Here is a 21837-nt window from a genome sequence, read left to right as displayed (position 1 = left end):
TCCGCACAACTGCAAGCACGGCCGCTGCCCGAACACAGGAAGGCGGACGGAGTTTACGGCGTTTTGGCTTGTGAACGGATGAAAGGGGTAAGGGATTTTGAGATACTTAACAGCGGGAGAGACGCACGGACCGCAGCTGACTGCGATTATTGAGGGGCTTCCCAGCAATTTGACGATTGATTTTGAGGAAATGAATTTTCAGCTGCACCGCAGACAGAAAGGGTACGGCCGCGGCAAAAGGATGCAGATCGAGAAGGATACCGCGCAGGTGGTCGGCGGAGTGCGGCACGGAATAACCACTGGAGCGCCTGTGGCGCTGGTCGTAGCGAACAATGACTGGAAGAACTGGACGTCTGTCATGGGCATAGGGAACGTGGAAGAGGGCAGCGAAGGCAAGCGCAGACTGATTCGCCCGAGACCCGGCCACGCCGACCTGAACGGCGGATTGAAATATAACCAGCGCGATATGCGCAACATCCTTGAGCGTTCCAGCGCCCGTGAAACGACGATGAGAGTGGCGTGCGGAGCGATTGCGAGACAGCTTCTTGCGGAATTCGGCATCAAGGTGGCCGGCCAGGTGATCCGCATCGGCGAAGTGGAAGCGAGGAGGCAGGAGCTGCCGCTGGACGAACTGGTCCGCATAACGGAGGAGTCTCCGGTGCGTGTGACGGATAAAGAGGCGGAAGCCAGGATGATCGCGGCGATCGACGAGGCGAAGAAGGACGGCGATACGCTGGGCGGCATCGTCGAAGTGGTCATTGAAGGCGTGCCCGTCGGTCTGGGCAGCCACGTGCAGTGGGACCGCAAGCTAGACGGACGCATCGCGCAGGCGGTGCTGTCGATCCAGGCGTTCAAGGGCTGCGAGTTTGGTATCGGCTTCGAAGCGGCAAAACTGCGCGGCTCCAAGGTGCATGATGAAATCATGTACAGTGAGGAGCGGGGATTCTATCGTGCGTCGAACCGTGCGGGGGGCTTTGAAGGCGGCATGACTACGGGCGAACCGATTGTAGTGCGCGGCGTGATGAAGCCTATCTCGACGCTGTACAAAGCGTTGCAGAGCGTCGATATCGACTCGAAGGAAGCGCTGACTGCGCAGGTCGAGCGATCCGACACTTGTGCCGTTCCCGCAGCAGGCGTGATTCTGGAGAATGTTGTGGCATGGGAAGTGGCGCATGCGTTCATGGAAAAATTCGGCGGAGATTCGATTGAAGAGATCCGTAATAACTTAAATGCATACAAAGCTCAAGTGGAGAGCTACTAATATGATGGAGCTGACCGTTGATCTAGGAGCGCGTTCATATCCCATCTATATCGGCAGGGGCCTGCTCGAGCACGCCGGAGCTTACTTAAAGCGAAGCGGCATCGGTGCAGGCTCTCCCCTGCTCGTCGTCACCGATGACGGGGTTGCGCCTCACTATCTGGAGTCCTTGAAGGAACAGTTGGAAGCGGACGGCTACACGGTGTCTTCGTTTATCATCCCGGCGGGAGAGAAATCCAAATCGATCTCCATGTTCGAGAAGATCATCACCTACGCGCTGGAAGCGGGCCTTGACCGGAAATCGGTGATCGTCGCTCTGGGCGGAGGGGTCGTCGGCGATTTGGCCGGATTTGCTGCCGCGGCTTATATGAGGGGAATCCGCTTCGTGCAGATTCCAACAACGATTCTCGCCCATGACAGCGCTGTCGGCGGCAAGGTTGCGGTCAACCATCCGCTCGCCAAAAACTGCATCGGCGCTTTCCACCAGCCGGAACTGGTTCTGTATGACACGGATACGCTGCTGTCACTGCCGTCAAGGGAAGTGCGTTCCGGGCTGGCCGAGATGATCAAGCACGGGTTAATCTGGGATCGGGCTTTCGCCGAATGGTGCTTCGATAATGCGGATAAGCTGATCGGACGCGATCCGGATGCTCTTCAGTACGGCTTGTATCAAGGCTGCAGGGTGAAGTCCATCGTCGTTTCCCGCGATGAAAAGGAGAATGACCTGAGGGCGATCCTGAATCTGGGCCATACGATAGGCCATTCTTTGGAGGCGGTTGCCGGCTACGGCGAGCTTACGCATGGGGAAGGTATCGCCATAGGTATGGTGGGGGCGGCAAAACTGGCAGCGCGTTTAGGCTACACCGAAGAAATATACCGCTTTACCAAGTCCATAATGCTGAAGTTCGGGCTTCCCGTTGCTGTTCCTAAGAGACTGGCAACGGATGAGATCATGAAAGCGATGATGCACGACAAGAAGTTTAACGAAGGACAGATGGTTTTTATCATTCCGACAGAGATTGGCAAGGTAGAGATTGTCAAGATGATGTCCGCCGAATGGGTTCGACAAGTGGTGGATGAGTTGAAAGAGGAGGCCTAGACGATGTTTGTAAGGGGAATTCGCGGGGCTACGACCGTAGAAGTGAATGAAGAGAAAGAAATTCTGTCCGCGACGACGGAGTTGCTTAAAGAAATTGTGGCCGGCAATGCGATCAAGCCTGAGGATATCGCCTCCTTGTTTGTTACGGTAACGGAGGATATTACCGCTACTTTTCCGGCTCGCGCCATTCGCCAAATGCCAGGCTGGGAACTTGTGCCTTTGATGTGCTCGGTGGAGATCCCGGTGCCTAACTCGCTGAGAAAATGTATCCGCTTGATGGTACAAGTTAATACGAATAAGACCCAGGCCGAGATGGTTCATATTTATTTAGGCGGAGCCAAACAGCTCAGGCCTGATATAAGCAAATAACCGTTGACAATCGCGTCCTCATAACGGTATAGTTATAAGAAGTAGAAGAGTTGAGCAGAGAGCGTTTTGAGTAGAGATGAGAGAAGTTGAGATGAGATGAGGCAAGTTTTGAACGATACATAAGAGGTGTCTGTCCACGTTGGTGGATACACTCTATTATGATATTTTTCCATCCCTCAATGAATACTATTCTCGAAAGCCTCCGCTTAACCGTGAGAGGCTTTTTTGCACGTTAAAGAACTTTCGCCAAAGCGAAATGCGACTTTCGTTACCAAGAAAACGGCGGCAAGCTGCTCTAACCAATAGGCTTCAGAGGCTTGCTTCACTTTTGGGAGAACATATAAGGAGAGGTGTTTATGTATTCACAAGAGGCCCAAGCAATCATTCGTCTGGCCAAAGATTACAATCTGATTCCGGTGACCCGGCAGTTGATGGCGGACACGGAAACGCCGATTCGGGTGTTCCAGCATTTCCATGAGGAGAAGCGGGCCTTTCTGCTGGAAAGCGTGGAGGGTGGAGTAAAATGGGCGAGATATTCTTTTATCGGGACGGACCCCTTCCTGATGTTGACCACCAAAGGCGGGGTAAGCCGCATAGAGACGGCGGAGGGCACAGAGGTGTCTTACGAGAAGCCGCTGGATCTGTTAAAAGCCCGCCTGAGAGCCTACCGCTCTCCGGCGCTTGCCGATCTTCCCCGTTTTACCGGCGGGGCCGTTGGATTCTTCGGTTACGACTTGCTGCAATATTATGAAAAGCTGTCTTCCCATAGAGTCGACGATCTGCATATGAACGATATTCAGTTTATGTTCTGCGACCAGGTCATTGTGTTCGACCATTTTAAACAGCAAATCCAGGTTATTGGCAATGTGCATATTCCGGCGAATGCCACGGACAGTCAGATCGTTCAAGCCTATGAGCGGACGTGCAAAAGAATCGAGGCGACCGTGGACAGATTGACGAAGCCGCTGCCTCCGCAAACGATGCGCAACACTCCGATTCCGGAAGACGTCGAGCTCGGCGAAGTATGCTCCAATGTCAGCAAAGAAAAATTTATAGCTAACGTGGATCAGGCCAAAGAATATATCCGTGCGGGCGATATTTTTCAAGTGGTGCTGTCCCAGCGGTTCGAAATTGCCACGGATATTTCTCCTTTCCATGTGTACCGCGTACTAAGAACGATGAATCCTTCGCCTTATATGTATTACTTGAAAATGGACGACGAAGTCATTGTCGGCACCTCGCCTGAGATGCTTGTCAGGGTCGAGGATGAAAAAGTGGAAACAAGGCCGATTGCAGGCACACGCAAGCGCGGCGGTTCCGAGGAAGAGGACCTGGCGCTGGAAAAGGAACTGCTGGCCGATGAAAAAGAGCGGGCGGAGCACCTGATGCTGGTGGACCTGGGACGCAACGATATTGGCAGAGTGTCCGAATTCGGAACGGTGAAGTGCGACACTTATATGGAGATCGAGCGGTATTCCCACGTCATGCATATCGTTTCCAACGTTTCCGGCAAACTCCGGGAAGACAAAGATTTCTTCGACGCCTTCTTGTCCTGCATGCCGGCGGGAACAGTGTCGGGCGCGCCCAAGCTGAGAGCGATGGAGATCATTGCCGAATTGGAAAATGAAGCGAGGGGCTCTTACGCCGGAGCCATCGGTTATCTCGGATTCTCCGGAAACCTGGATACATGCATTACCATCCGCACGATTGTGTTCAAGAACGGCAAAGCCTACGTCCAGGCAGGAGCCGGAATCGTATGGGACTCCATACCTGAGAACGAGTACGAAGAGACGGCCAACAAGGCAAAAGGAATGCTGAAGTCCATCCGCACGGCGGAAGCGATCTTCGGAGCGCCGTCAGAACAGCGGGCGATCACCAATCATGACTACTATATCAACGTATAGTAACGAGTAAACCAACATGCAGATCCAGGGAGGGTTAAAACAATGGAGCTTATCTTTTCCATACCGCATGCAATCGATAAATTGATCTCGGGCGCCCATCTGGAGCGCTCGGAAGCCCGGGCGCTCATGTCCCAGATTATGGACGGCGCGGCAACGGCGGCGCAGATCGGCAGCATTGCGACGGCGCTACGGATGAAGGGGGAAACGATCCAGGAGGTGGCGGGCTTCGCCGAGGCGATGAGAGAGAAGGGCGAGCGCGTACGCACCGTGCAGCAGGGGCTGCTGGATACGTGCGGAACCGGCGGAGACGGCGCGGAAACGTTCAATATCTCTACAGCGTCCGCGATCGTTGCCGCTGCGGGGGGAGTCCGGGTGGCGAAGCACGGCAACCGCGCCATGTCCGGCAAGAGCGGCAGCGCTGATGTGCTCGAGGCGCTTGGCGTTAACATCTCATTAAGCGCAGAGCAGGCTTCGGTCTGCCTCCAGGAGGTAGGCATCTGCTTCATGTTCGCGCAGCTGTTTCACCAGTCGTTGAAGCATGCCGCTGCGCCGCGCAAGGAGATCGGCGTGAGAACCATCTTTAATCTGCTCGGACCATTGACCAACCCGGCGGGAGCCGATCACCAGCTGCTCGGCGTGTACGATGCGGAGAAGACGGAGCTGATTGCGAGCGTCATGAAGGAGCTGGAGCTTCGCAGGGCGATGGTCGTGGCCAGCTATGACGGACTGGACGAGATCAGTATCTCCGACGTAACCAAGGTAACGGAGCTAAGGAACGGCGAGATCCAAACATACGAGATCACCCCGGATTTCCTCGGTGTGCGCGCAACTTCCATCCGCGATGTGCGTGGAGGGGACGCGGCGCTGAACGCCGAAATCATCAACAGCATTTTCAGCGGTTCCCGCGGTGCGCACCGCGATATCGTGCTGGCCAACACGGCAGCCTGCTTCTATGTAACCGGGCGCTGCAGCACGCTGCAGGAAGGCGTCAAGATAGCCGCGAATCTGATCGATTCCGGTAAAGCGTCTGACAAACTCCGGCAGCTAGTCTATTTTACAGGAGAAGTGAGCCATGTTTCTTGACCGGATCGTAGCAACCAAACAGAAGGAAGTCGAGCAATTGAAGCAAACTGCAACCATTTCCGCGTTGGAAAATGCTGTTGCGGATATGAAGCCGTGCCTTGGCTTTGAGAACAAGCTGTCCGCCGGGCGAAACCGCAACATGGGATTGATTGCGGAAGTAAAGAAGGCTTCGCCCTCTAAAGGCCTGATACGTGAAAATTTTGAGCCTGCAGGTCTTGCGTGTGCATATGAAAAGGCGGGTGCAGACTGCATTTCCGTCCTCACGGATGTGGAATATTTTCAAGGCTCCAACGATTATTTGAAGCTTGTACGGGAAGCGGTGAAGCTGCCGATCCTGCGTAAAGATTTTATAATAGATGTGCGTCAAATTTACGAAGCCCGAATTATAGGCGCTGATGCCATTCTGCTCATAGCGGCGATACTCAACACACAGCAGCTTAGTGAGTATCAGGCAGCCGCCAAATCCATCGGGCTCGATGTGCTCGTGGAAGTGCATGACCGGGAGGAGCTCGAGCGGGTGCTCCAAACGGGTTCCACTTTGATCGGCATAAACAACCGCAATCTGAAGACGTTCGTCACCGATCTGCATACAACGGAAGAGCTGATCGGCTTGATCCCGGCAGGGCGCACTATCGTCAGCGAAAGCGGAATCTCCAAAGCGGAGGAAATCGGCTATTTGTCTTCGATCGGGGCGGATGCCGTGCTTGTGGGAGAGCATTTTATGAGGCAGCCCGATGTAGGCGAGGCGGTATCCAAGCTGCTTGGTCCTCTTCCGCCGGAAGGAGCCAGTTAAATGCCGGCCCAGGTAAAAATTTGTGGACTTCAGGACGTTGAAGTGTTAAAATCTATCGTAAACTTACCGATCGATTACGTCGGACTCGTCTTTGCGCCGAGCAGGAGACAGGTGACTCCGGAACGGGCGGGTGAAATGATCCGGTGGATGCGGTCCGTGGGCAGCCGCGGAAAGCTTCTCCAAAACGGGCAGAATTCCGGTGCGGAAGCTGCCTTTTCTGTTCCCGCGTTTGCGGGCGTTTTTGTAAATCCTGCGCAAGGGCAGCTGCGTGATACGATGGCAAAGGCGCCGCTTGATGTCATTCAGCTGCACGGCCAGGAATCGCCGGAGTTCTGCCGCTGGGTGAAAGAGACTTTTGCGGTGAAGGTGTTCAAGGTCGTTTCTTTTCCGGAAGCAAGCGACTCAAATGATACCTCCGCGCACTCCGTGAATAAAGAAAAAGACTCCGTGAGCTCGCAGCTGGATCCTTTTCGCCATTCCATTGACGCGGTGCTGCTGGATACTCACGATCCGCTCACCGGAGGGGGAAGCGGCAAAGCTTTTGCCTGGAACCGGATCCCTTCTTATTTGAATTGGTCGCGCAAGAATGGGCTGCAGCTGTTTGTCGCAGGCGGTCTGCATGACGGGAATGTGGATGTCCTTGTAAGGGACTACCTGCCTGACGGCGTGGACGTATCGAGCGGCGTGGAAACGGAAGGCAAGAAAGACATAGAGAAAATCAGGCGGTTTGTGGAAAGGGTGAAGGCAAATGATTAACGTACCAGACCAGCAGGGGAGGTTCGGCAAATTCGGCGGACGCTACGTGCCCGAGACGCTGATGAACGCATTGATCGAACTTGAGGAAGCTTACCATAAATACTCCAAAGATCCCGAATTTGCTGAGGAGCTCCGCTACCTGCTGACGGAATATTCCGGCCGGCCCACTCCTCTGTATTATGCCAGAAGATTGAGCGAGCAGCTGGGCGGAGCCAAAATCTATCTCAAACGGGAAGATTTAAACCATACGGGCGCGCATAAAATCAACAATACGATAGGGCAGGCGCTTCTGGCCAAACGGATGGGCAAAACCAAAGTCATCGCCGAAACCGGCGCCGGCCAGCACGGGGTAGCCACCGCTACGGTTGCCGCGCTTCTCGGCCTGGAATGCAAGGTTTTCATGGGTGAACAGGACACGAAGCGGCAGCAGCTCAATGTGTTTCGGATGAACCTGCTGGGCGCCGAGGTAGTTCCGGTTACTTCCGGATCGAGGACGCTGAAGGATGCGGGAAACGAAGCGCTGCGCTACTGGGTCAGCCAAGTGAACGATACCTTCTATATTCTCGGCAGCGTGGTCGGACCTCATCCTTATCCGATGATGGTAAGGGATTTTCAGCGGATCATCGGGGACGAATCCCGCCGCCAAATCCAGGAGCTTGAAGGCAGGCTGCCAGATGCCGTAATTGCTTGTGTAGGAGGCGGAAGCAATGCGATGGGGATATTTTATCCCTTTGTAAACGACGGCTCGGTCCGCTTGATCGGCGTTGAAGCCGCGGGCAGAGGAGTGGACACGAACGAGCATGCGGCGACAATGACCAAGGGAAGCCACGGCGTGTTCCAAGGCTCGATGAGCTATCTGCTGCAGGATCAATACGGCCAGGTCCAGGAAGCCCATTCGATCTCGGCAGGACTCGATTATCCGGGAGTAGGGCCTGAGCATTCGTATTTGAAAGATACAAAGCGCGCCGAGTATGTTCCGATCACAGATCAGGAAGCTTTGGACGCGCTCCAGCTGCTGAGCCGTACGGAAGGGATTATCCCTGCTCTCGAAAGCGCGCACGCGATTGCACAGACCTTGAAGGTGGCCCCGAACATGGGCAAGGATGAGATCATAGTAGTAAGCTTGTCCGGGCGCGGTGACAAAGACGTGGAATCGATTATGAAATATCTCGGGAGGGGTACGAATGAACCGCATTGATGAAGTATTTCAGGAACTGAAGCGGCGGGGAGAAACGGCCCTGATTCCTTTTATCACCGTCGGAGACCCCGACCTGGCCACTTCGGTGGAAATTATCCATGAGCTCGAGGCCGCCGGAGCCGCAATGGTCGAGCTGGGCGTGCCCTATTCCGATCCGTTGGCGGACGGTCCGGTGATCCAGCGTTCTTCCATGAGAGCTCTGCAGAACAACCAGGTAAGTGTGTTGGACGTCATCCAAACGGCGCGGAGTGCAAGGGAGCAGGGAAGCAAGCTGCCGTTTATCCTGTTCACTTATTATAATCCGGTCCTTCAGCTCGGTTTGGAGAATCTGTTCGAGTTATTGAGCGAGAATGGAATTAGCGGTATCATTATACCAGACCTTCCGATGGAGGAAGATGAAGAAGCGAAAGCCAGCGCGGAAGCCAGAGGCATCCATCTCATCCCTTTGGTCGCCCCTACATCCAACAATCGTGTGCAAAAGATAGCTTCGCGAGCCTCTGGATTCGTTTATTGCGTATCCACCCTGGGAGTGACCGGAGAGCGTGCGCAATTCCATTCTGCCGTAGACGAGTTTCTTGCTGCGGTTAAAGGAGCCACTTCCTTGCCTGTTGCCATTGGATTCGGAATTTCCAACCATGAGCAGTACGCCAGATTCGCTTCAATCTGCGACGGTGTGGTTGTCGGAAGCGCCATTGTAAGAAAAGTGGAAGAGGTGGTGCCTCTGATTCAGGCGGGCAGGAGAGAAGAAGCTTTGGGGCAAATCCGCAATTTTGTCAAAGAGCTGCAAGGCATTAAATCCTATTCATGAGGTGAACCCAGTGAACCCTAAATCAAATATCGAACACCTGCCGGTGTATGAACCGGGAAAATCCACGGATGCTGTAAAACGCGAATTGGGCCTGACCGAGATCATCAAGCTTGCTTCCAACGAGAATCCGTTCGGCGCTTCTCCCAAAGCGAAAGCGGCGATTGCCGCAGAGATCGAGAACGCCAGCCTTTATCCGGACGGCGGAAGCGTTGTGCTGACCGAAGCGCTCGCGAAGTTCTACAACGTGGATACCAATCAGATTATTTTCGGCGCCGGTTCCGATGAAGTGATCCTTATGCTGGCGAGAGCTTTCCTCGTTCAAGGCGACGAGACCGTGATGGCGACCCATACGTTCCCTCAATACAAGCATAATGCTGGAATCGAGGGGGCGGTGAGCATCGAGGTCCCTCTTGTAAACGGAGTCCACGATCTGGACGGTATGCTGGCCAGAATCAACGAGCGGACCAAGATTGTCTGGATTTGCAATCCGAACAACCCGTCGGGCACCATCGTAACACACGATGAGCTGGAAGCTTTCATCCGTAAAGTGCCTAAGCACGTACTGATCGCCTTGGATGAAGCATACGTCGAATACACTGCTCCCGAGAGCAATTTCCCGGATTCATTCCAGCTGTTAAAAGAACATAAGAACATTATCATCCTTCGTACCTTTTCGAAAATATACGGGCTCGCTTCACTGCGTATCGGTTACGCAATAGGCCATCCTGATGTGATCCGCTCTATTAACCAGGTGCGCGAGCCTTTTAACACTTCACGTTTCGCCCAGTCGGCAGCACTGGCAGCGATTGAGGACCAGCAGTTTATCAATGATTGCCGCCAGGCGAATGCGGAAGGAATGCAATACCTGAAGGAGGAGTTCGCGAAGCTCGGATTGGGTTCCTTCCCGGCGCATGGCAACTTTATTATGGTTCACGTGGGCCGCGACGCCGAACAAACCTTCAATGCGCTTCTACGCAAGGGCATCATCATCCGCGGCGGCCATAAACTCGGATATCCCCAGTCGCTGCGGGTAACGGTAGGAAGCCGGGAGCAGAACGAAAAGTTTATACAAGCTCTGCAGCAGGTATTGAGCGAAGCCGCTGTCGAAGCATAAATGACGTAGAAGGTTGAGTATTACATGACAAACATTACAATATTCGGAGTGGGCCTCATCGGAGGCTCGCTTGCGTTATGCTTTAAAGGAAAGCCGGGCATCCGCGTAGTTGGACACTCGACCAGTGAAAGCTCGACCCAGAAGTACATGAAGCGCAATGTTGTCGATTATGCCACAACATCGATGAAAGAGGCGGCCGAGGACGCCGATTTTATCTTTCTTTGCGTCCCCGTCAGCTACATTGAGCAGTATCTGGAGAAGCTGAACCAGTTTTCTCTGAAGCCGGGCTGTATTATCACCGATGTTGGGAGCACCAAATCTTCGATCGTCCAGCTGGCGCAGACTCTTTTTCCACAGGACGTATACTTTATCGGAGGACATCCGATGGCCGGCAAGGAAAGCTCCGGAGTCGAGGCCGCCACCTCGCTTCTGTTCGAGAACGCCTATTATGTGCTGACACCGGGGTCTGCCGTCCCGCAGAATCAAGTGGACCGGTTGAAGGAGCTGCTTAAGCTGACAAGAGCCCTTACGATGACCATGGACGCGCGGCAGCACGACGAGATTGTCGGCGCAATCTCCCATTTGCCGCATATTATCGCAGTCGCGCTCGTAAATCAGATTGCAGGGTATTACAAGAGCAATGAGCTCTATGTCCAGCTTGCCGCAGGCGGCTTCAGGGATATCACCCGCATTGCCTCAAGCGACCCGGTTGTGTGGCGGGATATCCTGATCACGAACCGGGATGTGGTGCTTAAGCTGCTCAAGGATTGGAACGCGGAAATCGAGAAGTTCACTGCGATGCTGGCCGACAAGGACGGAACCGGCGTTGAGGGCGAGTTCCAGAGAGCGAATGTATTCCGCAGCGAGCTGCCCGAACGGAGAAAAGGGATGATCTCGTCATTGTACGAAATTTATGTAGACATTCCCGACCATCCGGGCATCATCGGTCAGATTACCACTGTACTCGGCCAAGAGCGGATCAATCTGAGCAACATCCAGATTATCGAGAGCAGGGAAGATGTGCCGGGGATCCTTAGGCTTTCCTTCCGGAATGAAACGGATATGGAACGGGCCAGAGAGATTTTGCAAATTGAATATGAAGTGCACATTTGATGAGGGGGCTCGGCCCCCGTCTTTTATTGTTGAAACAGTAACCGTTTTCAAAAAAAACGTTGACAAAATGTAAACGGATACATATAATAAAAGTACAGTATGGTTTCTCTCCACTCCTATCCGAATTCGCACATTGTGCAGCCGCCTTTCGAGGCGGTTTTTTTTTGTTTCTACCCTCATTTTACATACTTCCAGTCATTTTTTCGCAAAAAGTTTACAATTTATGACTTCAGCTGTCCCAGTAAATGGATTATAATAGAATGATCTTATTGATTTGGAAATCGTTGTGATTTCGCTGTTTAAAAAATGACGCCATTTTTCCGCAACTTTTGCCTCTCTTCTTAAGTATACAATGTGGAGACGCTGGGGGAATGACACTGTCATAAGGAGGATCGCAAGTTCATGACCGATTCCCAGTTGATCAGGGAAATAAAGGACGGCAACGTTCAGCTATACAATGAATTGATGCGCCGATATGAACGCAAGATTCTCGCCTTTATCTATCACATGCTCAAAAGCGCACACATGGAAGCTCATGCTGAGGATTTATGCAACGAAACTTTCTATAAAGCATACCGCAGCCTGCAGACCTTCCGTGAAGTCGAGGCGTCATTCTCCACATGGCTTTATACCATAGCGCGGAATACCGTATTAAGTGAACTGCGTAAAAGTAAAAACCAGAACTATTCCCTGGAACAGAGCGGCATGGATCCTTCCGCTTCATTCGATACGCTGCCAGAACAGACGATCTTGCGTAATGAAAAGGTGACCATGGTGCGCGACGCGATCAACAACCTGCCGGAAAAGCAAAAATCGGCTTTAATCCTCAGAGAATATGACGGCATGGAGTACCAGGAGATTGCCAATATTCTTGGCCAGACCGTTTCCTCGGTCAAATCGCTGCTTTTTCGGGCCAGGGCAAGCGTTAAAGTGCAGCTGGAGCAATATTATCAAGAACCCTTACAAGAAGAATATGAAGGGATGAAACACAAATGAATTGTAACCATATCCAGGATTTGCTGCCGATCTATTGGGATCTGCCGGAGCATGATCTTAGACGGATGTTGGTTGACGAGCATGTAAAGGAATGCGCCTGCTGCGCCGAAGAATTTCGGCTGTGGGAAGAAAGCACCGATATGATCCGCAACATGATTGACGAACCGGCCTCTGACGCGGAGCCGGACTCAACCACAGCCAAGTCGGTGATGGACAGAATTTACCGAGATGAAGTGTGGAGAGTGCCTGTGACCGACAGGCTGTACAGGATTTCCGACAAACTGAGAAGAACGGTGACCGCTCTGATCGTTTGCTGCATAACCTTGTTCGTCTTCAGTTTTCTATATTCGGTGACCCACGACAGGCCGGTTCCCAAGCAGGTATCGATCATTACGGATACGTCGATTTTCGGGTTGCAGTCCCCGCAGCTTGCTTCCCAGAGCTCACTGTCCCTGGATGACAGCCGGATGTCGTCAGCCGTGGCGAGCATCAGTGAGCCTTTTATGTACAAAATCGGTCCGATACACACCTACCCGGATTATCTGCTTGCGCTTTCGCTGCTCGGGCTGACCTGCACTCTGCTGATTATGAACTGGCTGTCCAGAACGCGATTATAGAAGGTTGAAGGAGAAGAAGGCATGACAACATTGGGGTTAGTCAGACATGGCGTGACAGAGTGGAACCGTCTTGGAAAAGCTCAAGGGCAGACCGATACGCCGCTCTCTGACGAAGGGCGCGAGCAAGCCCGCAAGCTGGCGCTTCGGCTAAGGCACGAGGGATGGGAAGGCATCATCAGCAGCCCTCTCTCCAGAGCCAGGGAAACGGCCGATCTGATAGCGCAGGAACTGGAAATTCCGGTGCTCTCATACGATTCGAGAATCATTGAAAAAGGGTTCGGCTTATTGGAAGGCACCAGCCTTCAGGAGCGGATCGAGCAGTGGGGCGAGGATTGGCGCAACCTGGATCTTCAGGAAGAGCCGAATGAGGCGGTGCGGGAGCGCTGGTCGCAATTTCTTGCGGATACCGCCGAGCTTTATCCCGGGAAGAAAATTCTGGTGGTCAGCCACGGGGCTTTTATTGGCCAAGCGCTGGAACTGATCGGCTATAACAGGATGGATAACCCGCTGCGCAACTGCTCGCTGACCATTTTGCAAAAGGCGCCGGCCGGCGTGGAGTGTATTCTGTACAACTGCACGAAGCATTTTGACGAATAAGGTATGAGAAGTTTTAAACTTTCTCTCCGGGGTAAAAGGAATAAGGAGAGGAGGTTTTAGCATGCCGTGGAACAAAGGGGACTACCCGCCATCCATGAAAAACCTGGATCCCCGCGTACGGGAAAAGGCTGTGGAAATCGCTAATGCGCTGTTGAAAGACGGTTATGAAGAAGGCAGGGCGATAGCGATCGCAACGGCTAAAGCGGAGGAATGGGACGAGAACCATCCCGAGAAGGGGAAAGATTGAAACGAAAGCCCAGCCAAGGGCTTTTTTTTGTGGGTTCGGGAGCCTTAAGGTTTCCCTTTTTATGTGTGAATTTTCATGTTTCTCGGCAATGTGTGCTAATGGCATCCTGTGAAACGCGAATAGCTCAGTGAAGGAATTTTGGTGGAGAAGAATAAAATCGGAAAACATTCCCATAATGGTTACTAACGAAAGCTAACCAGCGGAGAAGACCAGAACGGGAGGGATAGCCTGTGAATTTGGCTGATATGCTCAGTTATGCGGACATCCACGACCTTAGCCGGATCGCAAGGAATTACGATTGTGAGTGCGACGGCCATTCCAAGAACGACTTGATCCAATCGATTCTCAGTACAGTGAGCCGCAGAGAAGTTTTCGAACGGCAGGTTCTTGGATTAACGATGGAAGATATCCGGTTTTTGAATTCCCTGCTTTTCGACCAGAGGAACTCGTTCTCTTTGGAAGAGCTGGTGGCAAGAGTTCAGCAAACGAAGTTTATGAAGGAAGAGAACCGGGTACATAATCCAAGGGATACGATTTCCAGTTTCAAGCAAAAGGGGTGGCTCTTTAACGGTTTCTCCCAGCAGACCAAGTATCTGTTCCAGGTGCCCAATGATTTGAAAAAGAGGTTCGGCGACGTGCTGTTCAAGCAGTTCCAGCAGCAGACCGTCTCCATTGAAGAACCCGCCGCTTATCGGGATGAGCAGATGATGATCACAGAAGACATCCATCTGTTCCTAAAGTATTTGTTCCAGCAGGATGTTGTTTTGACGGCGGAAGGATTTATGTACAAAAGGACGCTGTCCCAGATTCAGGACTCGTTCAACGTGAAAGAAGATCCGGTGGGCAAAAGCGCGTGGAGATTCGGTTACGGACGCAGGTTCAAGGAATATCCGAACCGTTTCTCATTTATTTACGATTACTGCTATTACGCAGGTTTGATCGTGGAGAGCGGCGACAGGCTAAGCTTGACGGAGCAGGGGATGGCAAGGGTGCAGGACAGAAAAAAAGAAGATTTGTCCGACGTGTACCGTTTTTGGCTGAGGCTGTACAAAAATCCGATCCCGAATCTGCAGAGCATCGTCCAGTGGGTTGACCGTCTGTGCAGGCACTGGGTAACGGCAGCTTCACTCGGCCAGGTGCTGTGCCAGCTGATCCGGCCTTTTTATTATGACAGCTCGGAATCGATCTTTGAACAACGGATCCTTCAGCTTATGATGCATCTGGGACTCCTCAGGATAGGAGAGGACGAACGGGAAGGTACGGTGGTGCAGATGACGAAGCTGGGAAGTTCATTGATCCAGGGTACATATGTGAAAGACGAAGATAAAATTCAGCTTCAGCTGGACCGGCCATCTAGCAACTTCTAACCGCTTCGACAGTATATGTTAGAAAGAAAGCCTTTTTTAACTTTGGCGAAACGGAGTGAAAATCTGATGGTGCACAGCTATAACGGCATAACGCCGGCGTTACACCCATCCTGTTATGTTGCCGAAGGAACTCAAATCATTGGGGATGTCGCATTGGGAGAGGGCTGCACTATATGGTATAACGCTGTTTTAAGAGGGGATTTGGCGCCGATCCGGATCGGAAGCAGGTCGAATATTCAAGACGGCTGCATCGGGCACGTCAACCTCGACCAACCCTTGCTGGTAGAAGATGAAGTCTCCGTCGGGCATGGCGCTATCATTCACGGTTGCCACATAGGCAAAGGCACATTAATCGGAATGGGGGCTATTGTACTAAACGGAGCAGAAACCGGTGAATATGCTTTAATAGGAGCAGGATCGCTTGTGACTGAAAATACCAAAATCCCGGCCTATACGTTATCCCTCGGAACCCCTAGCAGGGTGGTCAGAGAATTAACGGAAGAGGACTTGCTGAGAATGAAACGGACTATGGAAAGCTATGTGAACAAGGGATGGGAGTACAGACAGCAGCAGGCGTAACCCTCTGAATGAGCCCGTGATCCTGGTAAAGCGTTGCCTAGCTTGGAGGTGAGCTAAATGGGAAAAATGAATTTGTCTAATGATGCCGTACTTGGTTTGGCGGCTGAGCTTGTTTTGGATGAGGCAATTCGCAAATATAAGACGGAAAACCTGTATAAAAAGATCGATTCCGCCCTGGCCAAGGGAGACGAAGCATCATTCATTGCCCTGACTACCGAGCTCAAATTGCTTCTTTCCAAAGGCTGATTTCTTCGCCCAACCGATTGGATAATGAAAAAAGATATGGGGAAGATCATTCCTCTGTCTTTTTTTTGTGTTAGAATATGGAATGCCGTTAAACCTCCGAAGGGTGGACAAACATATGAAATTCAGCGACATTTCAAAGGAAGACTGGCCGTCTCTTAAGCCTTTTTTGGACACCGTGCTGCTGCCGGTCACCGGACTTGCGGGCGGGGAGGAGCCTTGGAAGGCGACGCAAGAGCTTGAGCAGTTAAGGGATGTGATGGACTTGGTCGAAATCCCCTACACAGGCAGAATCGTTACCTATCCCGCACTTCATTACAATAAGGCTGCCGGGGGACCGGAACAAATCGACGACGTATGCCGGAGACTGAAAGAAGAGGCCGGATTCAACAAAGTGATTGTTATCGCCGCTGGCACGGAATTCTCCGAATCGGGATTGAAGAACGCCGATCTGGTTATTTCCGAATCCCCGGATGAAGTCAGTTCCGCGCAGTCAGAAGTCAAAAACAGGCTTGCGCACCGGATACAGCTTCTCTGGAGCAGTACATAATTACCTCGCTCTGCTGATTATGACCAAAATGTGACAAATTAGTTAAAAGTGTGACGAATAGGCGGCATCGGCAGCGATTGGTAATAACAGTCATTCTTGACGCTCTATAACCGCTGCGCTATTATATTAATGTCCTAGTAATGTGTGTGTAATGTCGAACGACTACGATATAGGTTTGTTTGATGCTGTGGAAGGTTCTGCAGCCTTTTCAAGCAGACGGTCAGGGGGGTAGAACATGACTGAACACAAGAAGCAAGATCCGCAGAACGGCGTCAATCCGCGCCAGAAAAGCGAAATGTCCCGCCGCCAATTTCTTTCTTACACCCTGGGCGGATCCGGAGCATTTATGGCAGCAGGCATGCTGGTACCTATGTTGCGCTTTGCGGTAGACCCGATCCTCCAACCCAAGGCAGATGCTGCTTGGGTTAAGGTAGTTGAGGAGTCCAAGATTACCGATGTACCGACAGCTTTCAAATTCAAGATCCATCAGATCGACGGCTGGTATGAGAGCGATCCCGAACTCGAAGCCTGGATTTCGAAAGGCAAGGACGGCAAAATCTTTGCTTTGAATCCAACCTGTAAACACCTGGGCTGCACGGTCGGCTGGAACACAAACCCAAGTTACAAAGACCAGTATTTCTGTCCATGCCACGGTGCACACTACACATCTGATGGCAAGAACCTGGCGGTTGCTCCTGCGCCTTTGGACGAATACGACGTGAAGGTTGAGAACGGTTTCGTTTACGTAGGCAAACTTCATCCGAATGCTAGAGTAAAATAGGAGGCGTAACACAGATGTTTAAAAATGTTTACAACTGGATTGATGAACGTCTGGATATCACGCCGATGTGGAGAGACGTAGCGGACCATGAAGTGCCGGAGCACGTAAACCCTGCCCATCATTTTTCTGCGTTCGTCTATTGTTTCGGCGGATTGACGTTCTTTATTACAGCGATTCAGATTCTTTCCGGAATGTTCCTCACCATGTACTATGTGCCGGACATTATAAACGCCTATGCAAGTGTCGATTACCTTCAAAACCGCGTGGCGTTCGGTGTAATCGTTCGCGGTATGCACCACTGGGGAGCCAGTTTGGTAATCGTAATGTTATTTTTACATACCCTTCGCGTTTTCTTTACAGGTTCCTATAAAGCACCCCGTGAAATGAACTGGGTAGTCGGAATGCTGATTTTCTTCGTCATGCTCGGTCTGGGGTTCACCGGTTACCTGCTGCCATGGGATAACAAAGCTTACTTTGCCACTCAGGTAGGTATCAAGATCGCCGCTTCCGTACCTTTACTCGGTCCGTATATTCAAACCTTCCTGCAGGGTGGTTCGATCGTAGGGGCGCAGACGCTGACAAGATTCTTTGCTCTTCACGTATTCTTCCTGCCGGCTGTGCTGCTGGCGCTTCTCGCAGGCCACTTCTTCATGATTCGCAAGCAGGGAATATCCGGACCGCTATAAGATGGCAAGTTTTAAGCTTGCTTGGATAGCAAAGGCTAAAAGGAGGGGTAAGTCACGTGGCTCACGGACATAATCCGAATGAAAAAATCGTTTACGTAGGCGACTCGCGCGTCCGCCAAAAAACATCGGCGGACGCAATGCTTCCAAGGGATTACACTGCATACCCGGGAAAATCCGAGGCGTTCATTCCTAACTTTCTGCTAAAAGAGTGGATGGTTGCGGTCGTCGTATTAGTAGGAGTATTAGTGCTGGTAATGTCAGATCCGGCTCCGCTCGGCTATCCTGCCGATCCCACAACGCCGGGTTACATTCCAATGCCTGACTGGTACTTCCTGTTCTTGTACCAATTATTGAAATATCCATATACCTCCGACAAATTCGTAGTTGTAGGAACGATGCTGGTTCCAATGGTAGCGTTTGGAGGGCTGCTTCTGGCTCCCTTTCTCGACACCGGGAAAGAAAGACGGTTCTACCGCCGTCCGATCGCAAGCTCGCTGATGGGATTGTCCTTGATCGCATGCATTTTCCTGACCTACACTTCCTGGCACCATTACCAAATGGAACTGAAAGAAAAGGGCATTATTCCCGAGCATATCAAACGGGAAGAGGAAATGCATAAAGCCAAGCAGGAAGCGGGAGGAGCAGGCGGAGCGAACAAGCCGGCTCAACCTAAGAAATCGGCTGTGGTCGCTGCAGATGACCCTGGAGCTGAAATCTACAAAAAAGCCACTTGCATCCAATGCCACGCACCTGAATTGAAAGGGAAAGTCGGACCTTCCCTGATCGGAGTCGGGGATAAATACGATAAAGCCAAAATCGAAGATATTATGAAGAACGGCACTCCAAGCAAGGCAATGGGGCCTCAATGGGATGCAAACAAAGCTTCAGGTTTGACGGACGCCGATCTGGACAAATTGGCCAATTGGTTGGCAATGCAGAAAAAAGCTCAATAATGATGGCACGAAAAACCTGATCGTTATAGGACGATCAGGTTTTTTAGGAGGCAATTGCCGGGTTATTTTGTGGGGTTATTTATAGAAAGAAGGCGTTGGTTTGAACGGTGGACTGAGACTTTCTTATTATTGGAGCCGGGAGTTTCTCTCGGACAAGTTTATGCTGTGGGCCTTGTTTTGGATTAATTTGTTGGGCACGGTCTACGGCTATTATTGGTATTGGAACCAACTGGTTTATACAGTCCAAACCCAGCCTCTCTGGTTCACGGTTTTTGTGCCGGATAGTCCTACTGCTTCGCTGTTTTTTACAATTTCCTTAGTTTGCTTATTGTATGATCGGTACCGGCCGTCTGCGCCGAAGTCTATTTCGTGGATTAGAGGCATGATCGAGGCGCTCGGTGTGGTGGCCTCCGTCAAATATGGAATTTGGGCGGTTACTATCATTTTTTGGTCCGCCGCTCTTGGAAGCAAAACCAATTGGCAGGATTGGATGCTGACCGGCTCTCATTTGGGGATGGCGGCGGAAGCCCTTCTATATATGAGACTTTACCGGTTCAGGTGGCGGCATCTTGTGTGGGCGGGCGTCTGGATTCTGCTTAACGATTTTATGGATTATACGTTTGGCATCTATCCGTGGCTTCCTCAAAGAGTGGAAGCGCAACTGGACGACGTCCGTTTGTTCACCACTCTGCTGAGCTACACCACGCTTGCTTTAGTTGCCCTCCTTCTGACATTCAACCGAAAAAAGAGTTCCGGCGAGGTCTAATCGTGGACATCCCCCCATAAGATGTTGTAGGGGGGATGTCCGCATGTTGTCTAAAAAGGCTTTCACCGTGATTGTGATTATTATTGCAGTGATCGTTATTTTAACCGGCTGCGCCGTAGCAAAGAAAAGCGCGAGCCTTAAACATAGGCCCACGGAGCAACAGATAAAGCAGATACAATTGTTCAATGAAACCTCCGAGCAGATGTATCAGTCATTGAAGAAGGGCAACGTCATGGACGCCCGAGGCAAGCTCATCCAAATGAATTCGCAGGTCACGCGCCTATCCTTTGACGGAATAACGTCAGCAGAAGGAATGAATGCGTTGACGGATACGCTGGCGGAAGCGGCCCGTACTTTCAGCGCTGTCAAGTTCTCCCAATCGCAAGCGGAGACAGCGGCCGCAAAAGTTCGGCTCGCAGCGGACGCGCTCAGCCATCCGAACCATCCGCTATGGCAGCAGTACAATAACTTGATACAAAAGGATCTTAATGAAATTGAAAAGACTGTAAAGAGCGGAAAGTCCAGGGAGGCTCAGCAGGCCATGGAGCAGCTCAATCAGCATTACGCTGTGATCAAGCCTTCCTTGAGAATTTCCGGTCCCGCCGAAGACGTTGAAAAGATGGACTCATTGATGGTGTTCCTGCAAGGACAATTGGGGGCAAAGATGCTGCAAACGAAGATCATCGAGGACGGCTTGAACAGCTACCGGGAAGCTGTAAACGGTATTTTTACCAAAAACAATGCTTCGGCATTCATGGAGCTCGGCGACAATCCTTACTCAGCATATCTGTCCGTAATCATAGGAGCCTTTATCATTTCCGTCCTGACCTTCGCCGGATGGCGTATTTATAAGAACGGCAGGAAGAATGTTGTCATTCCGATTGAGGAAGAAACATGAGCGGCATTAATGCTCTCCGGTACGGAACCCTTCTCCCAGCACATCGTGGACTTCCCCGATAATGATAAAAGCCCGGGGATCTATCGAATGGATAAGCGTTCTGAGCAAAGACAGCTCTGAGCGATATACGACACAATAAACGACCTCACGTTCTGTTTGGGAAAAGCCGCCGCGCGCAGCAAATATTGTTACTCCCCGGCCCATTTCGGTCGTGATGGCGTCGGAGATTTGTTTTGCATGATCGGATATGATCGTAAATTCTCTGGCCGCGTAGGACCCCTCGGTGATAAAGTCTATAATTCTCGAGGAGATAAACACAGCCACCAAAGTATACAGAATCTTTTCTTTCGGAATGTACAGCAATGAAGCTCCAATCACCAGCACATCGATGATGAGGATAACCTGCCCCATGCTGAGCGATTTATATTTTTGAACTAACCGTGCTACGATGTCCGCTCCGCCTGTGGTTCCCCCGTAACGGAATACGATGCCCAGACCTAGCCCGAGAGTGACTCCCGCGTATAAGGTTGCCAGAAAATAATCCTTCGGGGAGGCGAAAGGAACGATCCATTTCAAGTCAATCATCCACTGGAACAGCCATAGAAAAAAAGATAGGGACAGTGTTCCGATCACCGTATAGAACATCATCTGCTTGCCGAACGCTCTCCAGCCCAGATAAAACAGCGGAATATTGACAATAAGGGTTGTGAGCCACGGAGGAATGGACGCTATGTAGTGCAGCAGCAGGGAAATCCCGGTGACTCCGCCTTCCATCAATTCATTGGAGATGACGAAATAGTGCAGCCCGAACGCGTAAATTGCCGTACCGACACAGATCAGAAGCAAATTCTTTAAACGCTGCGAGCGGCTTTTGAGAATCATAAGGCAGTGACCTCCGTGTGTTGTTATTGAAAGAGGGTGCTAACTTCGGGTGCCGATGTTAGTATGCCTCTTTTCTGGCGTGTAAGATAGTTTAAGCCAGCTAAAAGCGAAATAAAACATTTTTTACCCGCAAAATCTATCTTTAAATCGGTGCTCTGCGGAAGAAAAAATTTGTTTTCA

Annotated in this window: 25 protein-coding genes; 24 read left to right on the top strand and 1 reads right to left on the bottom strand. The window is 51.5% G+C overall.

Going from position 1 to position 21837, the window contains the following annotated elements; genetic code table 11:
* The first annotated feature begins 97 nt into the window (after positions 1-97).
* The 24 genes from aroC (at position 98) to ACZ5N7_RS07140 (ending at position 20775) form a co-directional block, all read left to right on the top strand.
* A complete protein-coding gene (gene aroC / locus ACZ5N7_RS07255; protein WP_464658437.1) occupies positions 98-1261 on the top strand; it encodes a chorismate synthase in 1164 nt (387 codons plus the stop codon).
* Position 1262: 1 nt separating this feature from the next.
* Positions 1263-2357 carry a 3-dehydroquinate synthase gene (gene aroB / locus ACZ5N7_RS07250; RefSeq protein ID WP_464658436.1) on the top strand — a complete coding sequence of 365 codons (1095 nt, stop codon included), beginning with the start codon at positions 1263-1265 and terminating at the stop codon, positions 2355-2357.
* Positions 2358-2360: 3 nt separating this feature from the next.
* Positions 2361-2726 carry a chorismate mutase gene (aroH, locus tag ACZ5N7_RS07245; RefSeq protein ID WP_464658435.1) on the top strand — a complete coding sequence of 122 codons (366 nt, stop codon included), beginning with the start codon at positions 2361-2363 and terminating at the stop codon, positions 2724-2726.
* A 356-nt stretch (positions 2727-3082) separates the two neighbouring features.
* Positions 3083-4630 (top strand): anthranilate synthase component I, encoded by a 1548-nt coding sequence (gene trpE, locus ACZ5N7_RS07240; protein WP_464658434.1) that lies wholly within the window; start codon positions 3083-3085, stop codon positions 4628-4630.
* Between the two features lie 42 nt (positions 4631-4672).
* Complete coding sequence (gene trpD, locus ACZ5N7_RS07235) at positions 4673-5713, top strand: anthranilate phosphoribosyltransferase (protein WP_464658433.1); 1041 nt, start codon at positions 4673-4675, stop codon at positions 5711-5713.
* A complete protein-coding gene (trpC, locus tag ACZ5N7_RS07230) occupies positions 5703-6506 on the top strand; it encodes an indole-3-glycerol phosphate synthase TrpC (protein WP_464658432.1) in 804 nt (267 codons plus the stop codon). Before trpD ends, trpC begins: the two co-directional genes overlap by 11 nt.
* Entirely contained in the window at positions 6507-7262 is a 756-nt protein-coding gene (locus ACZ5N7_RS07225; RefSeq protein WP_464658431.1) for a phosphoribosylanthranilate isomerase, read from the top strand.
* Positions 7255-8460, top strand: coding sequence for a tryptophan synthase subunit beta (gene trpB, locus ACZ5N7_RS07220; protein ID WP_464658430.1), 1206 nt, complete (start codon positions 7255-7257; stop codon positions 8458-8460). Before ACZ5N7_RS07225 ends, trpB begins: the two co-directional genes overlap by 8 nt.
* Complete coding sequence (gene trpA / locus ACZ5N7_RS07215) at positions 8447-9268, top strand: tryptophan synthase subunit alpha (protein WP_464658429.1); 822 nt, start codon at positions 8447-8449, stop codon at positions 9266-9268. The genes trpB and trpA overlap by 14 nt, the downstream gene beginning before the upstream one ends.
* Before the next feature lie 10 nt (positions 9269-9278).
* Positions 9279-10382: a histidinol-phosphate transaminase gene (hisC, locus tag ACZ5N7_RS07210; protein ID WP_464658428.1), complete on the top strand. Its 1104-nt coding sequence runs from the start codon at positions 9279-9281 to the stop codon at positions 10380-10382.
* A 24-nt stretch (positions 10383-10406) separates the two neighbouring features.
* On the top strand, positions 10407-11495 hold the full coding sequence (locus ACZ5N7_RS07205) for a prephenate dehydrogenase (RefSeq protein ID WP_464658427.1): 1089 nt from the start codon (positions 10407-10409) through the stop codon (positions 11493-11495).
* 402 nt (positions 11496-11897) lie between these two features.
* Entirely contained in the window at positions 11898-12491 is a 594-nt protein-coding gene (locus tag ACZ5N7_RS07200) for an RNA polymerase sigma factor (protein ID WP_464658426.1), read from the top strand.
* The gene (locus ACZ5N7_RS07195; RefSeq protein ID WP_464658425.1) at positions 12488-13108 is read left to right on the top strand and encodes an anti-sigma factor family protein; all 621 of its coding nucleotides are present in this window, start codon (positions 12488-12490) and stop codon (positions 13106-13108) included. Before ACZ5N7_RS07200 ends, ACZ5N7_RS07195 begins: the two co-directional genes overlap by 4 nt.
* A gap of 21 nt (positions 13109-13129) precedes the next feature.
* Positions 13130-13705: a histidine phosphatase family protein gene (locus ACZ5N7_RS07190; protein WP_464658424.1), complete on the top strand. Its 576-nt coding sequence runs from the start codon at positions 13130-13132 to the stop codon at positions 13703-13705.
* A 61-nt stretch (positions 13706-13766) separates the two neighbouring features.
* On the top strand, positions 13767-13952 hold the full coding sequence (locus ACZ5N7_RS07185; protein WP_464658423.1) for a DUF2188 domain-containing protein: 186 nt from the start codon (positions 13767-13769) through the stop codon (positions 13950-13952).
* A gap of 230 nt (positions 13953-14182) precedes the next feature.
* Positions 14183-15319 carry a hypothetical protein gene (locus ACZ5N7_RS07180; protein ID WP_464658422.1) on the top strand — a complete coding sequence of 379 codons (1137 nt, stop codon included), beginning with the start codon at positions 14183-14185 and terminating at the stop codon, positions 15317-15319.
* 66 nt (positions 15320-15385) lie between these two features.
* Positions 15386-15898, top strand: coding sequence for a gamma carbonic anhydrase family protein (locus ACZ5N7_RS07175; protein WP_464658421.1), 513 nt, complete (start codon positions 15386-15388; stop codon positions 15896-15898).
* A 57-nt stretch (positions 15899-15955) separates the two neighbouring features.
* Positions 15956-16144, top strand: a complete 189-nt coding sequence (locus tag ACZ5N7_RS07170) for an IDEAL domain-containing protein (RefSeq protein ID WP_464658420.1) — start codon at positions 15956-15958, stop codon at positions 16142-16144.
* Positions 16145-16259: 115 nt separating this feature from the next.
* On the top strand, positions 16260-16691 hold the full coding sequence (locus tag ACZ5N7_RS07165) for a DUF2487 family protein (RefSeq protein WP_464658419.1): 432 nt from the start codon (positions 16260-16262) through the stop codon (positions 16689-16691).
* 235 nt (positions 16692-16926) lie between these two features.
* A complete protein-coding gene (locus tag ACZ5N7_RS07160) occupies positions 16927-17472 on the top strand; it encodes a Rieske 2Fe-2S domain-containing protein (protein ID WP_464658418.1) in 546 nt (181 codons plus the stop codon).
* Between the two features lie 14 nt (positions 17473-17486).
* Positions 17487-18158, top strand: a complete 672-nt coding sequence (gene qcrB / locus ACZ5N7_RS07155; protein WP_464658417.1) for a menaquinol-cytochrome c reductase cytochrome b subunit — start codon at positions 17487-17489, stop codon at positions 18156-18158.
* A 56-nt stretch (positions 18159-18214) separates the two neighbouring features.
* Positions 18215-19111, top strand: a complete 897-nt coding sequence (locus ACZ5N7_RS07150; protein ID WP_464658416.1) for a c-type cytochrome — start codon at positions 18215-18217, stop codon at positions 19109-19111.
* Positions 19112-19211: 100 nt separating this feature from the next.
* On the top strand, positions 19212-19877 hold the full coding sequence (locus ACZ5N7_RS07145; RefSeq protein WP_464658415.1) for a DUF1405 domain-containing protein: 666 nt from the start codon (positions 19212-19214) through the stop codon (positions 19875-19877).
* A 43-nt stretch (positions 19878-19920) separates the two neighbouring features.
* Positions 19921-20775, top strand: a complete 855-nt coding sequence (locus ACZ5N7_RS07140) for a sporulation protein YpjB (RefSeq protein ID WP_464658414.1) — start codon at positions 19921-19923, stop codon at positions 20773-20775.
* Between the two features lie 6 nt (positions 20776-20781).
* On the opposite strand, the gene ACZ5N7_RS07135 is transcribed toward ACZ5N7_RS07140, so the two are convergent.
* Positions 20782-21657 carry a YitT family protein gene (locus tag ACZ5N7_RS07135; protein ID WP_464658413.1) on the bottom strand — a complete coding sequence of 292 codons (876 nt, stop codon included), beginning with the start codon at positions 21655-21657 and terminating at the stop codon, positions 20782-20784.
* Between the last annotated feature and the right edge of the window lie 180 nt (positions 21658-21837).

This window comes from Paenibacillus sp. JCM 18996 (assembly GCF_055392555.1).
The sequence above is the reverse complement of the archived record's forward strand: the minus strand, read 5'-3'. Positions and strand labels throughout refer to the sequence as shown.

Coding starts and splice junctions, on each gene's coding strand:
- aroB (WP_464658436.1), top strand. CDS start 1,263: ATGATGGAGCTGACCGTTGATCTAGGAGCGCGTTCATATCCCATCTAT.
- aroH (WP_464658435.1), top strand. CDS start 2,361: ATGTTTGTAAGGGGAATTCGCGGGGCTACGACCGTAGAAGTGAATGAA.
- trpE (WP_464658434.1), top strand. CDS start 3,083: ATGTATTCACAAGAGGCCCAAGCAATCATTCGTCTGGCCAAAGATTAC.
- trpD (WP_464658433.1), top strand. CDS start 4,673: ATGGAGCTTATCTTTTCCATACCGCATGCAATCGATAAATTGATCTCG.
- trpC (WP_464658432.1), top strand. CDS start 5,703: ATGTTTCTTGACCGGATCGTAGCAACCAAACAGAAGGAAGTCGAGCAA.
- ACZ5N7_RS07225 (WP_464658431.1), top strand. CDS start 6,507: ATGCCGGCCCAGGTAAAAATTTGTGGACTTCAGGACGTTGAAGTGTTA.
- trpB (WP_464658430.1), top strand. CDS start 7,255: ATGATTAACGTACCAGACCAGCAGGGGAGGTTCGGCAAATTCGGCGGA.
- trpA (WP_464658429.1), top strand. CDS start 8,447: ATGAACCGCATTGATGAAGTATTTCAGGAACTGAAGCGGCGGGGAGAA.
- ACZ5N7_RS07205 (WP_464658427.1), top strand. CDS start 10,407: ATGACAAACATTACAATATTCGGAGTGGGCCTCATCGGAGGCTCGCTT.
- ACZ5N7_RS07200 (WP_464658426.1), top strand. CDS start 11,898: ATGACCGATTCCCAGTTGATCAGGGAAATAAAGGACGGCAACGTTCAG.
- ACZ5N7_RS07195 (WP_464658425.1), top strand. CDS start 12,488: ATGAATTGTAACCATATCCAGGATTTGCTGCCGATCTATTGGGATCTG.
- ACZ5N7_RS07190 (WP_464658424.1), top strand. CDS start 13,130: ATGACAACATTGGGGTTAGTCAGACATGGCGTGACAGAGTGGAACCGT.
- ACZ5N7_RS07185 (WP_464658423.1), top strand. CDS start 13,767: ATGCCGTGGAACAAAGGGGACTACCCGCCATCCATGAAAAACCTGGAT.
- ACZ5N7_RS07175 (WP_464658421.1), top strand. CDS start 15,386: ATGGTGCACAGCTATAACGGCATAACGCCGGCGTTACACCCATCCTGT.
- ACZ5N7_RS07170 (WP_464658420.1), top strand. CDS start 15,956: ATGGGAAAAATGAATTTGTCTAATGATGCCGTACTTGGTTTGGCGGCT.
- ACZ5N7_RS07165 (WP_464658419.1), top strand. CDS start 16,260: ATGAAATTCAGCGACATTTCAAAGGAAGACTGGCCGTCTCTTAAGCCT.
- ACZ5N7_RS07160 (WP_464658418.1), top strand. CDS start 16,927: ATGACTGAACACAAGAAGCAAGATCCGCAGAACGGCGTCAATCCGCGC.
- qcrB (WP_464658417.1), top strand. CDS start 17,487: ATGTTTAAAAATGTTTACAACTGGATTGATGAACGTCTGGATATCACG.
- ACZ5N7_RS07140 (WP_464658414.1), top strand. CDS start 19,921: ATGTTGTCTAAAAAGGCTTTCACCGTGATTGTGATTATTATTGCAGTG.
- ACZ5N7_RS07135 (WP_464658413.1), bottom strand. CDS start 21,657: ATGATTCTCAAAAGCCGCTCGCAGCGTTTAAAGAATTTGCTTCTGATC.